The sequence below is a fragment of the Sphingobium xanthum genome, from assembly GCF_019737615.1.
GTDB classification, from domain to species: domain Bacteria; phylum Pseudomonadota; class Alphaproteobacteria; order Sphingomonadales; family Sphingomonadaceae; genus Sphingobium; species Sphingobium xanthum.
Window position 1 is genome coordinate 33869 of the sequence record NZ_JAHKKS010000014.1, and the last position, 14258, is coordinate 48126.

Consider the following 14258-nt stretch of genomic DNA (forward strand, 5'->3'; position numbering starts at 1 on the left):
ATCGCCTAATTTATCTCACTGAACAGCAAAGCTGTGCGAGGCTAGATCCTCCTCATCAAGACGACGCTCCATAGCGTCGCCCCACTGAGGAGACCGTCCATGTCGAGTTCCACCGTCAAGCTTTCGTCCGCCGGCGCGACCGTCGCGCCTGCCGCCGTCCTCCCCTTCGTCGGCCGTCTGGCCATTGCCGCCATCTTCGTGCTGAGCGGCGTATCCAAGGTCGCCGATCCCGCCGGCAATCTGGCCTATATCCAGTCGGTCGGCCTGCCTTTCCCGCAACTGGCTTTGGCCGGTGCCATCCTCGTCGAGATCGTCGGCGGCGCGCTGCTGGTCCTCGGCTACCGCACCCGTCTGGTCGCGGCCGGCCTCGCGCTCTTCTCGATCGCGACGGCTCTGTTCTTCCATGCCGATCTCGGCGACCAGAACCAGTTCATCCACTTTTTCAAGAACATCGCCATGGCCGGCGGTCTCGCGCAGATCGTTGCCTTCGGCGCCGGCGGCCTCAGCCTCGACGCGCGCCGCTGATCTTCCGTTCCCCCAGGCGCCGATGCTTCCCCTCCGCATCGGCGCCATTCCCTTTTCCCAAGGAGACACATCATGACCACCCGCACCACCGATACCGGCCTCGATCCGATCTTCCTCGCCCGCTGGTCCCCGCGGGCCTTTGACGGCTCCGCCATATCCGAAGCCGATCTGCGCACGATCTTCGATGCCGCCCGCTGGGCGCCTTCGGCATTCAACTATCAGCCCTGGCGTTTCCTCTATGCACAGAACGGCGACGCGCATTGGGACGAGTTTCTCTCGATCCTCATCCCCTTCAACCAGAGCTGGGCAAGCAGCGCCTCTGCGCTGATCTTCGTCCTGTCGGACACGCAGATGGTGAGCGCCGATGGTGCCAGCGACCTGCACAGCCACAGCTTCGATGCGGGCGCGGCATGGGCGCAGCTCGGCCTGCAGGCGCTCAAGCTCGGCTATCACACGCATGGCATGACCGGAATCGACTTCGACAAGGCGCGAACGGTGCTGAGCGTACCGGAGCGGTTTCGGGTCGAGGCTGCCATCGCCATTGGCCGGATTTCCGATCCGTCGGGCTTGCCGGAAGGCCTGCGCGACCGGGAAGTGCCGAGTGGCCGCAAGGCGCTCGAAGAGATCGCCGTCGCCGGGAAGTTCGTCGCGTGAATCATGTGAGCCCTCCCGTTCGCGGGAGGGCTTTTCAGGCTGCGGAACGCCGCTCGATCGGTTCCACGGCGTTATATTGCTGCACCTCTCCCGCGCGCTTGCTTGCGTAAAGCGCCTGGTCGGCAAGGTTCAGAAGATGCTCCAGATCTTCCGCGTCGGCCGGATGGGCGACCACGAAGCCCAGTCCGGCGGAAATCTCGATCGTCCGATCGCCGATGCGAAACGGCCGGGAAATAGCATCCGAGAGACGGCTCGCGAGCATCTCTGCTTGCGTACCAGTCGTTAAACCGCACTGGATGACGACGAATTCGTCACCGCCCAGACGCGCGGCGATATCGCGGTCGCGGATGGTGTTGACGATCCGCTTGCCGACTGCCGTCAACAGCTCGTCGCCGACCGGGTGGCCATAGCTGTCATTGACAGGCTTGAAGCCATTGAGATCGATATAATGGACGGCGATCAGGCTGTCGTCATCGCCGGCCAGGCGATCCTCATACCATTCGCGCAGGGCGATGCGGTTGGGAAGCGCCGTCAGGGCATCCTCGCGGGCCAGCGTCGCGAAAGCAAATCGCATGGCGATCGTCCTGGCCGCCAGCTCGTGCCGCTGCTTCAGATTGTGCGTGCCGCCGATCAGCAGTGCCGCGACCAGTGCGCTCATCACAACATAGACAGGCGTGAACGTCAGCAGGGCGGCCAGACAGGCGGGCACGGTCGCCAGGGCCATGGCGGGCACGGCGATGCGCAGGCGCAGGCCCATGCCGACCGCGACGCCGGCGCAGTAGCCGACCAGCAGGCAGATGGTGAGCATGTGGACATCGGGCGCCGGTATCGAGAAGGCGCGCGCACCGAACAAACCGAGAATGACTGCGAAAGCCAGGTAGGGCACGGCAAAGCGCCGCTCCAGACGCGTCGCTTCGGCCAGGCTGAGCCGGGGATCCGCAGCCTTCACGGCAAGCCTCCAGGCCACGGCCAGTCGCGCGCTGGAAGCTATGGCACCCGTGATCAGCAGGCCCAGCAGGATCGCATCCTGCGTGCGCTCATAAATGGCGATCCCCGCCGCGATGAAGCCGGCAGTCATGACCGAAGAGGGTATGAACGCCAGAAAAAGGCTGCGGATCATTTCGATCTCGACAGCTTCCGGCTGCGTTCGATTGGACGTGGGGCGATGTTTCATAGCTCTCACGACGATGCGACTCGAAGGATTATCCCAGGCTGAACCGCGCTTTTGCGCTGAGCTTGCCGGTCGTTCAGGCGCTTGCCTAACGCAGTCAAAGTATAGAAGTCATTAAGCTTTCCCCTGTTTGCGACGAACGGCGCTGCCGCTACGGCAGGCACACGAAAGGGGCGCTCCGGATGATCCGGGACGCCCCTTCCTTTTTGCCGACGGGCCGTGGGAGAAAGCCCGCCGGCCGGGAGATTTGATCAGGCCGCGTCGACCAGCACGATCTCGCTGTCTTCCAGCGCGGTCACCCGCAGCGTCTCGACGTCCGCGATCGCTGCGCCGTCGCGGGCATTCACCCGCACGTCGTCGATTTCCACGGCACCGGTGGCCGGCACCAGATAGCCCTTGCGATCCTTGCCGAGCGGATACTCGACCGTCTCGCCGGCCTTGATCGTCGCACCGACGACACGGGCATTGGTGCGGATCGGCAGCGCTTCGTTGTCATTGTCGTAGCCGCTGGCAAGGACGATGAACTGTCCGGCGCGGTCATCCTTCGGGAAGGGCTTGGCGCCCCAGCTCGGCTGCTCACCCTCGCGGGTCGGGATGATCCAGATCTGGAAGATCTGCGTCACCTCGTCCTCCAGATTATATTCCGAGTGGCGAACGCCCGTGCCCGCCGACATGACCTGCACGTCGCCCGCTTCGGTGCGGCCTTCGTTGCCGAGGCTGTCCTTGTGGGTGATCGCGCCGCTGCGGACATAAGTGATGATCTCCATGTCGCGATGCGGATGCGGCGGGAAGCCGGTGCCCGGTGCGATCGTGTCGTCATTCCAGACGCGCAGATTGCCCCAGTGGACGCGGTTCGGGTCGTGATAATTGGCGAAGGAGAAATGGTGCTTGGCATCCAGCCAGCCATGATTCTCGCCGCCAAGGCTCTCATAAGGGCGAAGTTCGATCATTGGTGCCTCCTTTAGGAATATGGGGGTTTGTTTCCGTGACGCCTAGATAGGGGTGCTTGTCTTTCCTGATTAGCCCGATAAAATTCGACAAACTTTTCAGGAAAATTGAATAATGGTCAATCCCGGTACACCGACCTTCGATCAGCTCCGCATCTTCCTCGCGGTGGTCGAGACGGGGAGCTTTGCGGCGGCAGGACGCAAGCTCAATCGGGCCGTCTCGGTGATCAGCTACGGCATCGCCAATCTGGAGACGCAGCTCGGCCTTTCCCTGTTCGAGCGCGAGGGAACGAAGAAGCCGCAACTGACCCAGGCGGGCGAAGCCGTGCTGGCGGAGGCGCGCACGGTCGCGGTCGGCATCGACAGCTTGCGGGCCAAGGTCAAAGGCATGTTGGAAGGGCTGGAGGCCGAGGTGAGCCTCGTCGTGGACGTGATGCTGCCCGCCGACCGGCTCGGCGTCGTGCTGCGCGCCTTTCGTACCCAGTTCCCGACGGTGTCGCTGCGCCTACATGTCGAAGGGCTGGGTGCCGTGGCAGCGCTCGTGCTGGATGGCCGGGCCGATCTCGGAATTGCCGGGCCGGTCGGCGCCGTGATGGAGGGATTGACGCGCTGCACGGCCGGCGCGGTGTCGCTCGTGCCGGTCGCCGCGCCCGATCACCCGCTGGCGCGCATGCCCAGACTGGCGCCCGGCGCGGCACGCGAGCATATCCAGCTCGTCCTCACCGATCGCTCACCGCTGACCGAAGGCCGCGACTTCGCCGTCAACAGCCCGCACACCTGGCGCCTGTCCGATCTCGGCGCCAAGCACGCCTTGCTGCGCGAGGGGATCGGCTGGGGCAATATGCCGCTGCCGATGATCGAGGTCGATCTGGTCGCGGGCACGCTGGTGCGCCTCGATATGCCGGACTCGCCGGGCGGCCTCTATCGCTTCCATGCCATCCACCGCCCGGATGCGCCGCCTGGACCGGCGGCCAGCTGGCTCATGAAGCGCTTCGTCGATCTCGGTGCGTCGGACGACGATGGAAGGCTGGCGGACGTTTGACCGTCAGCCGAGCGATGCTACCAGTTCCGCGATCTCGCCCTCGCCGGCCTGCCAGATAGCGCCGAACATCCCTTGCGCACCGAACAGCGTCTGGATGACGCCCCGGGCATCCTGCGTTGCCCAAAGCTCTGCAAAGCGTTCCGCGAGCGGATCGTCGACCGGGCCGTTGTCGCCGCGAACATGCCGCAGCCAGGCCGCGATGGCCGCGAGGATGACCGGGGAGCGCCGCCCGGCCGCGCGGTTGGCGGCCAGCGTCTCTAGCCAGCGCTGCGGGATCTTCTGGCTCCCATCCATGGCGATCTGCGCCAGCCGATGGCCGAGCGCCGGATTGCCGAATCGCGCCAGCAGATCGTGGCGATAGGCATCGAGATCCTGCCCGGATGCGGGAGCGATCGTCGGCGCCGCTTCGTCGCGCATCAGCCGGTCTGCCATGTCGCGCAGCGCCGGTACGCCGACTGCCTCATGTACATAGGCGACACCCTGCTGCAGCCCGAGATAGGCGAGGGCGGAATGCGCGCCGTTCAGCATGCGCAGCTTGGCTGTCTCATAAGCCTCGACCGACGGGACGAGCTGCGCGCCGACGCCTTCCCAGCGCGGGCGTGGCCCAGCGAAGCGGTCCTCGATCACCCATTGGCTGAACGGTTCGGTGACGATCGCGCCTTCATCGGTCGCGCCGATCGCGGCGGAGACGGCAATGCGATCCGCCGGTGCCGTGGCAGGCACGATCCGATCGATCATTGTGGAGGGGCAGGCGCATTCATGCTCGAACCAGCCGCGCAGGTCCGGGTCGTGCCGCTCCAGCCACGCGCTCATCAGTCGCGCAAGCTGGCGGCCATTATCGGCGAGGTTGTCGCAACTCAGGAGGCTGAGGCCGCCAAGCCCGGCGCGCCGCCGCGCGGCGAGGCCGGCGCCGAGAAAGGCATAGACGCTGCCGTCACCGGCAAGATCGGTATCCAGCGAGCCGTCCGCCGCCCGGCAATAGCCCTTTTCGGTGATCGTGAAGCTGACGATCCGCGTCTCGGGTGCGGCGATGCGCTCGACCACGGCGGCGGGTGTCTCGCTCGCGACCAGCACGCCGCGCACGGCGCCGATCAGGCGGATGCGCGTGCCATCTGCCGAGCGCTCGCTCAGCGTATAGAGTCCATCCTGCGGATTGAGCTGCGCCGCTACGCCGGGAGAGCGCAGCGATACGCCGGTGATTGCCCAGTCGCGGTCGCCCGAGTCCATCGCGCGGTCCGTGTACCAGGCCTGATGCGCGCGGTGGAACGCGCCGATGCCGATATGGACGATGCCGCTCGCCTGCGCGTCACGGTCATAGCCATAGGATTGCACGCCGGGCGCGAGCCGGTCCTGCGTCGCGCGGGACAGCCTCACAGCCTGTAGGCCTGCTTCACCAGCCCGTAAGTGAGCTCGCGGGCCAGATCGGCCGCTTCCCAGTCTTCCAGGCGATGCTCGGCGACCAGCTCGGCGAGGAAACCGCAGTCGATCCGCCGGGCGACGTCGTGCCGCGCCGGAATAGAGAGGAAGGCGCGCGTGTCGTCGTTGAAGCCGACGGTGTTGTAGAAGCCCGCCGTCTCCGTGGTCATGCGGCGGAAGCGGCGCATCCCCTCGGGACTGTCATGGAACCACCAGGACGGCCCGAGCTTGAGGCAGGGATAATGCCCAGCGAGCGGCGCCAGTTCGCGCGCATAGCTGCTCTCGTCCAAGGTGAAGAGGATGATCGACAGCGAGGCCTCGTTGCCGAACCGGTCGAGCAAGGGCTTGAGCGCATGGACATAGTCGGTGCGCGTCGGGATATCGGCGCCTTTGTCGCGGCCGAAGCGCGCGAAGACCTGTGCGTTATGATTGCGGAACGAACCCGGGTGAATCTGCATGACCAGCCCGTCGTCGAGGCTCATCGCCGCCATTTCGGTGAGCATCTGCCCGCGGAACAGCTCGGCGTCGGCGGCCGAGACCTCCCCCTTGCTGACGCGCGCGAAGAGGTCTGCCGCTTCCGCCGTCGTGAGATTGGCGGTCAGCGCCGTCGGGTGGCCATGATCGGTCGAGGTGGCGCCCATCTGGGCGAAGAAGGCGCGGCGCTTGCGGTGGGCAGCGAGATAGCCGCTCCAGGAGAAGCAATCCTCGCCGCTCAGCTCGGAGAAGCGCGCCAGATTGTCTCGGAAGCCCTCGAACTCCGGATCGACGACCGGATCGGGTCGGTAGGCGGTGATGACATTGCCGCCCCAGTCGCTTTCCCGGATCGTGCGGTGATGCTCGAGCGTGTCGAGCGGGCTTTCCGTCGTCGCGATCGTCTCGATCCGATAGCGATCGAACAGGGCGCGGGGCCGGAAGGCATCGGTCGCCAGCGCGGCGGTGATCGTGTCGAAATAGAGGTCCGACGTGTCGGCCCCCAGCAGCACGTCGATGCCGAACGCTTCCGAGAATACCCAGTCCAGCCACATGCGCGAGGGTGTGCCACGGAAGAGATGATAGCGCTCCGCGAACAGGTGCCAGGCGGCGCGCGGATCGACGCTGCGATTGCGGACGCCGAGCGCTTCCATCGGTACGCCCTGCGAATAGAGCATGCGGAAGATGTAATGATCCGGCACCAGCAGCAGCTCGGTCGCGTTGCCGAACGGCGCGTTGCCGGCGAACCAGTAGGGGTCGGTGTGGCCATGCGGGCTGACGATCGGCAGATCGGCGATCTCGGCATAGAGCGTGCGCGCGATAGCCCGGACGTTCGGATCAGTGGGGAAGAGACGGTCGGGATGCAGGACGAGCGGCTTGGGCACGGAGCGGTTACTCAGTCTTCGAGGGCGGTGAAGGTGAAATTGCGGAAGATCGCCTCGCCGGGGCCGGCGGCGTAGAGGCCGGGGCGCAGCATCAGGAAGCCGCCGCGCACATTGTGATGATAGCCGGACACTTCCATTCCCCGGTCGAACTTGCGCCAGCTCTTTCCGCCGTCGCCGCTGGTGTGAAACGAGAGGATGTGGCGCCGGTTTGTGACCCGCATCCGCATCCGGCGGCCATGCGGATTGGCCGGACGGGCGCGCTCGATTCCATATTGATGGGTCACAAAGCGCATCTCGTCGAAGCCCAGGCCGCAATAGAGCTTATCATCATAAAATAGTATTAGTCCAGCGGTGCCGCCCGGTGGAATCTCGATGTCGCATTCGATTCTGTAGCTGGTGTCGCCGGCGATCAGCAGCAACGGCGATCCGCTCGAGGGTGCGCTGCCCTTGCTGGCGAAATGGAGGGCGCCGCCCTCGGCGCGCACACGCTTCGCCTCGTCCGGCGCGGGGCGGAAGAAGGACCATTTGGTGCCGAGCTGGATAGCGGCGAAGTCGTCCGACAGGGCCATGCCATGCGGTAGGGCTTCCCCGCCGCGCGGCTTGGGGAGAGGGCGGGAGAGGTCGCCGCCGGTCATGCGGAACCAGCCGTCGTCGGTCCACTCGATGGGATCGAGCAGGCACTGGCGGCCAAGCGTCCAGAAGCCGGCTTCATAGCCATGATAGATCGACCACCAGCGCCCGTCCGGTGCTTCGACCAGCGAGGCGTGCCCGCGCGACCACCAGGCTTCGGCGGCGCTTTGCGAGCGGACCAGCGGATTGGCCGGATGATGCTCCCATGGCCCGTGGATCGACTTCGCCCGCGCCGCGATCACCATATGACCGGTCGGCGGGCCGGCCGTGCCGCCGACGGCGGTGAGCATGTAGAACCAGTCGCCATGGCGATGGATCTTCGGGCCTTCGGGGGAGAAACCCTCGACGTCCCACTCGTCCGGATAGCGCCAGGGATCATAGACATGCTCGACCGGGCCGGCGAGCGACAGCCCGTCGTCGCTGAGGCGCACGCGATCGCCGCCGGAGAGGAACAGCCAGCGCGATCCATCCTCGCCGACCGCGTGGCAGGGGTCGATATGGTCGTGCAGGCCGAGCGGCTTGGGGTCGCTCCACGGGCCGTCGATATGATCGGCCCAGGTCACGTAAATCTCGTTCGGACTCGCCTTGACCGGGATATAGAGAAAGTAGCGGCCGCGATGCTTCTCGAGGCTGACAGCCCAGACCGAGCCGATATTCCTGTGCAGGGCGGGCTTGCGCGGTTGCCAGTTCACCAGATCGCGCGAATGCCAGATGAGCAGGCCGGGATAGGAATCGAAGCTGGAGAAGGTGAGATAATAGTCCTTGCCGTCCTTGAGGATGGCGGGGTCCGATCGATCGCCGGAAAGGACGGGATTGAGGAAGCTGCCATTGCCGAGATCGGCGATGCGCTGATTGTCCTTGCCGCGTGCCCAGCGTGGGGTTGGAGCAGGGGGATTGACTGCTGACGCTGCGGCTGCGGCTGCGGGGGCAATGCCCAGCCCGGTCGAGAGCAGGCCGAGTGAGCCGGCCTTCAGGGCCTCGCGACGATCGAAGTTCATCAGCCGAGGTCCGTCGTGCGAGCCCAGGCGCGCCACAGGTCGGGCCAAGCCTCGACCGGCTTGCCGATCGCCTTGCGCAGGCCGAAGCCGTGGCCGCCATGCTCGAAGAAATGTGCTTCGACGCGGATGCGGCGGGCCTTCAGCACGGCGTGGAGACGCAGGCTGTTCTCGATCGGCACGGCGTCGTCATCCTCGGCATGCAGCAGGAAATGCGGCGGCGCGTCGGCGGGGACGTTGCGGTCCGGCGAATGCGCGGCTTCCAGCGCGGGGGTGGGCGAGGGGCCGAGCAGCAGCGCGCGCGATCCGGCATGGGCAATGGCATGGTCCATGCTCACCACCGGATAGATGGGCGCGGCGCAGACCGGGCGGGCAGAGAGGCGATCCGCTGCGTCGACGGAGCCATAGACTGAGGTTGCGAAGCGCGTAGCCAGATCGGCGCAGACATGGCCGCCGGCCGAGAAGCCCATGGCGGCGACGCGCTCGGGATCGATGGCGAAGTCGCGCGCGCGGTGACGGATCAGCCGCATCGCGCGCTGCGCATCGGCCAAGGGTGTGTTGGGGCCGGAGGACCAGCCTTCGCCGGGCAGGCGATAGAAGAGAACGAAGGCCGTGAACCCGCGCGCCGCGAGCCAGCGCGCCATTTCATAGCCTTCCTTGTCTACGACCACCCACCGATAGCCGCCGCCCGGCGTCAGCAGCACGGCGGCGCCATTGGGCCGGTCTGGACGAAAGACGACGAGACGCGGGCGGCTGATGCCCCAGACTGCCCGGTCGGTGACCAACGTGTCTGCCGATCGCTCGTCGACCGTCTCGACCAGTGCCTTGGCCGGAGCGCCCGGCGCGCCGCCGGGCCAGAGATCGATCGTCTCGTTCGGCTGGGGCAGGCCGGGCGGCAGGCCCCTGGATGCAATCGGGGGCGGCGTTTGCGACGCCGCCCCCGTTGCCGCAAGTCCGGCGAAGAGGCCGGCGGTCAGGATTGCCCGTCGATCGAGCATCATGGCCTGCTGCCTCTGTTCCTCCTGGTCCGCCGGATTGCTGCCGACCGTCACATCCGGAACCGTGCGCCGAACAGGATCGTCCGGCCGAAATGGTTGTTCTCGTAGTTCCGGTCGGCATCGAAGTCCGTATAGCGGTAGCGATAGGTGTCGGTGAGGTTGTTGCCCTCGACGGACACTTCCAGCCATTCGGTCACCTTGTAGCGAACCGACGCATCGATGTTCGTCGTGGCGCCATAGCCTTCCAGAAGATTGCCGGTGCCGCTCGCTCCCTCGTGATAACGGCTGCGATAGCTGAGCATCGCGCGTGCGCTGAACTTGCCGTCATCATAATAGAGCGTGCCGTTGAACGCCTGCTTGGAGACGTTGCCGAGCGTGTTCACGACCACGACGCCATTGGTGAGCGCGCCACTGGGCACCGTCGCCGGTCCTTGCAACGAATAGGTCGCATCGGAATCGATCAGCGTGGCGTTGGCCAGGATGCCGAAATTGCCGATGAAGCCGTCCGTGAAGACCTTGAACGGCAATTGCAGTGCCAACTCCACGCCCTTGAGGGTAGCGCCCGAGCCGTTGACGGTTGTCGAGAGCGTCCAGATCGGCTGGGATTGAAGCGCCGGATTGAGTGCCGCTGGCGACGAGGGGTTCAGCACCGATGCCGGCAGGCCGGTCTGTGTGAAGGTCGCTCCAGTGACCGAGGCGGAGGTCGTGAAGGTGTGGACATCCTTTTTGAAGAAGGCGACCGACGCCACGGCTTGCGGCGCGAAATACCATTCGAACGACAGGTCGTAGTTGGTTGCCTTATAGGGATTCAGGAAGGGATTGCCGCTTGTTACGCGGAAGTTGAAACCGTCGGCGGAGCCGCCCGGCGTCAGCGAGCCCAAGGTTGGACGGGTGATCACGTCGGCAACGGCGCCGCGGATGATGAAGTTCTGCGTCGGGTAAAGCGCGATGTTCATCGACGGCAGCCAGTCGTCATAGTCCCGCGTCACGGTTGCCTTGACGCCGCTATTGAGCCCGTATGAGGATTGTTCCGTCTTCATGTAACGCATGCCGGCGTTGAGCGCATAGTCGAGGCCGAGCAGGTCGCCCTTGGCGTCGAACTGGAGATAACCGCCCTTGGTCGATTCCTGAACGCCGCGAATATTGCCCGAATCCGCCACCAGCGCGCGGCTGTAGAGGTTGGTGAATGCAGTCGCGGCAGGCAAGTTGGGAACCAGCCATTGATCGGTGTTGCCCGAGGGCTGGCCGGCCTTGCCGAGAGTGAACAGTTCGCTGAGCGCGGTCGTGACCGGGAAGCCATAGACTGCCGTCGGCCCGAAGACGCTGGTGGGCGAGCAGGTCAGCGTGCCGAGCACGCGATCGAGACCGCCATTGCCGCAGACGGCCGTGTCGCGCGTATAGGCTTCCGAATCGAAGTTGAAGCGCCGCCACACCGCGCCGGCCTTGACCGTGAAACCGTCGGTCACGTCCCATTCCGTGCGCAGCTGCACGGTCTTAAACCGGTTCGTCACGTTGGAGGGGCGATCGCGGATTTCGGAGAGCTGGAAGTTGGCGGGATCGGTTACGCTTGTTCCGAAGGTGAGCTTGGGTTTCGCCATGTCGCTATAGTCATAGCTGTAGCCCTGAGCGTCGCGATCATCGAACGCGATCGTCGTCTCGACCGGAATGTCCGCATCCGACTTGGAAAAGCCGCCGAGCAGGGTGAAGCGGAAGCTGTCGCCGAGATCCTGATCCCAAGTGCCGCCGACCTGATAGAATTCCGTCGATGACTGCCGCAGATAATGTTCGGTGCGGACATAGGCGTCGTTCAGGGTCGCGGAGATCATGTTGCGATTGGCGTCATAAACGGGATTCACGACGTCCACCGACCGCTCGTTCGAGCGCAGCAGCACCTCGCCCCATTTCTCTTCGCGATCCTCCTTGAACTTCGAATAGAGGCCGTCGATCGAGATCTTGGTCGCGTCGGTCGGCGAGAATTGCAGCGAGCCGGTCAGGCCGAGGCGCTCGCGGTCATGGCTGACTTCGCCATAGCGCGGAATGCGCGGATGAAAGGCGAGAGCGGCCTGATCGCAGGCGGAGCTGAAGTTCTGGCGGTAGGTGCCGCCGCTATTGGGGCGGGTGGTCGTATAGACGAGATTGGGCGCGGTGCCCGTGGTGTTCCAGAAGCAGGACTGCCCATTCACCGAATCGAACGGCGTCTGGACCCAGCGAACGGTGTTGTTGCCCAGTTCAAGCGTGTGCGTCTTGGAATAGGCGCCCGAGAGCGACGCGCCGAACGTGCCCGCGTCATTGCGCCAGCTCAGCAAGGCGGCGACGCGCGGCCCGAGATCCTTGGACAAGTCGTTATAGGAGCCGACGACGGACAAAGCCCCGTGCAGCCCGGCCTTGCCGGCCAGCGGATTGCCCGTGTTGAGATCGACCACGGCACCGAGCGAACCCTCATCGAGCGAGGCCTCGGCCGTCTTGCGCACGACGAGGCTGCTGAACAGCTCGGACGCGAAAACGTTGAAATCGAAGGCGCGGTCGCGATTGGACGAGGCGCCATCGGTCGAGGTGGCGACGGTCTCCATGCCGTTGACGCGAACGCGCGTGAACTGGGCGCCGAGACCGCGCACGGTAATGGCGCGGCCTTCGCCTGCGTCGCGCTGGATCGAGATGCCGGGAATACGCTGCAGCGATTCGGCGAGATTCTGGTCGGGGAACTTGGCAATGTCCTCGGCGACGATGGCATCGACCGCCGCGACGGAATCGCGCTTCACGTTGAGCGCTGCTTCGAGCGACTGGCGGAAGCCGGTGACGATGATTTCCTGTTCGTCGCCTGCGGCTGGGGCATTGTCGCCTGCCTGATCGTCCGCGGCCTGGGCGCGCACCATCTGTGGCATCGCGAAGGCGCAGCTCAGCATGAGGCTCAGTCTGATCAGTGCCTGCCGGTTGCGTGTCCGACTCATAACTCTCTCCTCCCCTCGGCCGCTCTTGGCGGCTCAATGATACCGGTGTCATCAGTCTCTGGCGAGTCTCGCCGGGGCGAGATTTGCCGGACGCCCGACCGGAACTTTTCCGCTCTTGTTGTCGAAAAGTCCCTTGCACCGGCATGGTAACCGGTGTCATCAAATTGCCTCGGCTTCCTCCGGCTGTCAAGAACGATAAGGAAGGATTGGATATGCATAGGTTCAAGGCGCGCATTTTCGCGGTGCTTTGCGTGCTGGCGGCGATCATCGCGATCCCCGCTGCGGCGGCGAATCACCCTGCGGATCCGACACGCGGCGGCGCGGGCGGACGGATTATCCGCGTGACCACCTTGGCCAAGGACGGGCCGGGTTCGCTGAAGGCCGCGATCGAGGCGAAAGGGCCGCGAATCGTCGTCTTCGAGGTCGGCGGCGTGATCGATCTGGAGCGCAGTTCGCTCAAGATCACCGAGCCGTTCCTCACCATTGCCGGCCAGACCGCGCCGTCGCCCGGCATCACGCTCATCCGCGCCGGCATCGATCTTGGCGGGCATGACGTCATCCTGAGCCACATCCGCGTCATGACCGGCGTCGATGGCCAACCTCATCTCTCGGGCTGGGAAGCCGATGCGCTCTCCACGGTCGCGGCGCATGATGTCGTCATCGAGCATTGCAGCTTCTTCTGGGGCATCGACGAGAACATGTCCGCTTCCGGCCCGCGCTTCAACGGGAAGGATCTGGCGGAGTGGCGGCGCAATACGAGCCACAACATCATCTTCCGCGACAATCTGGCGGCGGAGGGCCTCGCCAATGCCAGCCATCCCAAGGGTGAACACAGCAAGGGTTCGCTCATTCACGACAATGCGACCGGCATCGTCTTCTATCGCAATGTCTGGGCGCACAATGTCGAGCGCGCGCCGCTCATCAAGGGCGGCGCGCAGGCGCTGATGATCAACAATCTGATCTACGATCCCGGCTACCGCGCAGTGCATTACAATCTCATGAGCCTGGAATGGGCAGGCTATCCTTATGTGACCGGTGAGATCACGGCGGTCGGAAATGTCATGCGTGGCGGCAACTCGACCGATCCTGGTCTGCCTTTCCTGATGCTGGGCGGCGACGGCGATCTGGCTTATTACGGCCGGGACAATGTCGCGGTGGACCGGCATGGCAACAATCTGCCGCAATTCGGCCGCTATGGCGTGACCAAGGCGAGGCTGCTGCCGGCGAACAAGCCGCTCGCCAGCCTGGCCGGCTATGACATACTGGCTTCGGGCGACGTGGAGACCAGCCTGCTCCAGACTGTCGGCGCGCGGCCATGGGATCGCCGCAATGACGAGATCCGCGTGCTGTTCTTCGTCGCCGAAGGGCGTGGCGAGATCATCGACGATGAGAAGGCTGTCGGCGGCTATCCGAAGCTTGCAGAGACCCGCGCGCCGTTCGTCGAGAAGGACTGGAATATGGGCACGATGACGCCGCTTTCCGGCCGTTATCCCGGCGACAAGCGCGGCCCGCAGGAGAAGCTCTCGGATCGCGACAAGGCCATGCGCGAGAAGGCGAAGTGAGCGCTTTCGCGGCGC

Annotated in this window: 11 protein-coding genes; 4 read left to right on the forward strand and 7 right to left on the reverse strand. The window is 65.1% G+C overall.

Translation table 11 applies throughout. The annotated features are described in order from the left end of the window. The first annotated feature begins 99 nt into the window (after window positions 1-99). Both KM135_RS18060 and KM135_RS18065 read left to right on the forward strand, forming a co-directional pair. Window positions 100-525: a DoxX family protein gene (locus KM135_RS18060; RefSeq protein WP_221715470.1), complete on the forward strand. Its 426-nt coding sequence runs from the start codon at window positions 100-102 to the stop codon at window positions 523-525. A gap of 72 nt (window positions 526-597) precedes the next feature. Further along, window positions 598-1179, forward strand: coding sequence for a nitroreductase family protein (locus KM135_RS18065; protein ID WP_221715471.1), 582 nt, complete (start codon window positions 598-600; stop codon window positions 1177-1179). 34 nt (window positions 1180-1213) lie between these two features. Here KM135_RS18065 and KM135_RS18070 read toward each other — a convergent pair whose 3' ends face one another. Beyond that, complete coding sequence (locus KM135_RS18070) at window positions 1214-2353, reverse strand: GGDEF domain-containing protein (protein WP_221715472.1); 1140 nt, start codon at window positions 2351-2353, stop codon at window positions 1214-1216. A 248-nt stretch (window positions 2354-2601) separates the two neighbouring features. Continuing rightward, the gene (locus tag KM135_RS18075; RefSeq protein WP_221715473.1) at window positions 2602-3300 is read right to left on the reverse strand and encodes a pirin family protein; all 699 of its coding nucleotides are present in this window, start codon (window positions 3298-3300) and stop codon (window positions 2602-2604) included. A 112-nt stretch (window positions 3301-3412) separates the two neighbouring features. Here KM135_RS18075 and KM135_RS18080 point away from each other — a divergent pair, with 112 nt between their 5' ends. Further along, entirely contained in the window at window positions 3413-4339 is a 927-nt protein-coding gene (locus KM135_RS18080) for a LysR family transcriptional regulator (RefSeq protein ID WP_221715474.1), read from the forward strand. A gap of 3 nt (window positions 4340-4342) precedes the next feature. Here the strand turns inward: KM135_RS18080 and KM135_RS18085 are convergent, their stop codons facing one another. The 5 genes from KM135_RS18085 to KM135_RS18105 are packed head-to-tail and all read right to left on the reverse strand — an operon-like array spanning window position 4343 to window position 12681. Then, window positions 4343-5713, reverse strand: a complete 1371-nt coding sequence (locus KM135_RS18085; protein WP_221715475.1) for a mannitol dehydrogenase family protein — start codon at window positions 5711-5713, stop codon at window positions 4343-4345. Next, complete coding sequence (gene uxaC / locus KM135_RS18090) at window positions 5710-7110, reverse strand: glucuronate isomerase (RefSeq protein WP_221715476.1); 1401 nt, start codon at window positions 7108-7110, stop codon at window positions 5710-5712. Before uxaC ends, KM135_RS18085 begins: the two co-directional genes overlap by 4 nt. An 11-nt stretch (window positions 7111-7121) precedes the next feature. Then, window positions 7122-8738 carry a family 43 glycosylhydrolase gene (locus tag KM135_RS18095; RefSeq protein WP_221715477.1) on the reverse strand — a complete coding sequence of 539 codons (1617 nt, stop codon included), beginning with the start codon at window positions 8736-8738 and terminating at the stop codon, window positions 7122-7124. Then, window positions 8738-9736, reverse strand: a complete 999-nt coding sequence (locus KM135_RS18100; RefSeq protein ID WP_221715478.1) for an alpha/beta hydrolase — start codon at window positions 9734-9736, stop codon at window positions 8738-8740. The genes KM135_RS18095 and KM135_RS18100 overlap by 1 nt, the downstream gene beginning before the upstream one ends. A 47-nt stretch (window positions 9737-9783) precedes the next feature. Continuing rightward, window positions 9784-12681 (reverse strand): TonB-dependent receptor, encoded by a 2898-nt coding sequence (locus KM135_RS18105; RefSeq protein ID WP_221715479.1) that lies wholly within the window; start codon window positions 12679-12681, stop codon window positions 9784-9786. A gap of 212 nt (window positions 12682-12893) precedes the next feature. Between KM135_RS18105 and KM135_RS18110 the strand changes: the two genes are divergently transcribed. Then, the gene (locus tag KM135_RS18110) at window positions 12894-14243 is read left to right on the forward strand and encodes a pectate lyase family protein (protein ID WP_221715480.1); all 1350 of its coding nucleotides are present in this window, start codon (window positions 12894-12896) and stop codon (window positions 14241-14243) included. The last annotated feature ends 15 nt before the right edge of the window (window positions 14244-14258 follow it).

Coding starts and splice junctions, on each gene's coding strand:
- KM135_RS18060 (WP_221715470.1), top strand. CDS start 100: ATGTCGAGTTCCACCGTCAAGCTTTCGTCCGCCGGCGCGACCGTCGCG.
- KM135_RS18070 (WP_221715472.1), bottom strand. CDS start 2,353: ATGAAACATCGCCCCACGTCCAATCGAACGCAGCCGGAAGCTGTCGAG.
- KM135_RS18110 (WP_221715480.1), top strand. CDS start 12,894: ATGCATAGGTTCAAGGCGCGCATTTTCGCGGTGCTTTGCGTGCTGGCG.
- KM135_RS18075 (WP_221715473.1), bottom strand. CDS start 3,300: ATGATCGAACTTCGCCCTTATGAGAGCCTTGGCGGCGAGAATCATGGC.
- KM135_RS18095 (WP_221715477.1), bottom strand. CDS start 8,738: ATGAACTTCGATCGTCGCGAGGCCCTGAAGGCCGGCTCACTCGGCCTG.
- KM135_RS18105 (WP_221715479.1), bottom strand. CDS start 12,681: ATGAGTCGGACACGCAACCGGCAGGCACTGATCAGACTGAGCCTCATG.
- KM135_RS18080 (WP_221715474.1), top strand. CDS start 3,413: ATGGTCAATCCCGGTACACCGACCTTCGATCAGCTCCGCATCTTCCTC.
- KM135_RS18065 (WP_221715471.1), top strand. CDS start 598: ATGACCACCCGCACCACCGATACCGGCCTCGATCCGATCTTCCTCGCC.
- KM135_RS18100 (WP_221715478.1), bottom strand. CDS start 9,736: ATGATGCTCGATCGACGGGCAATCCTGACCGCCGGCCTCTTCGCCGGA.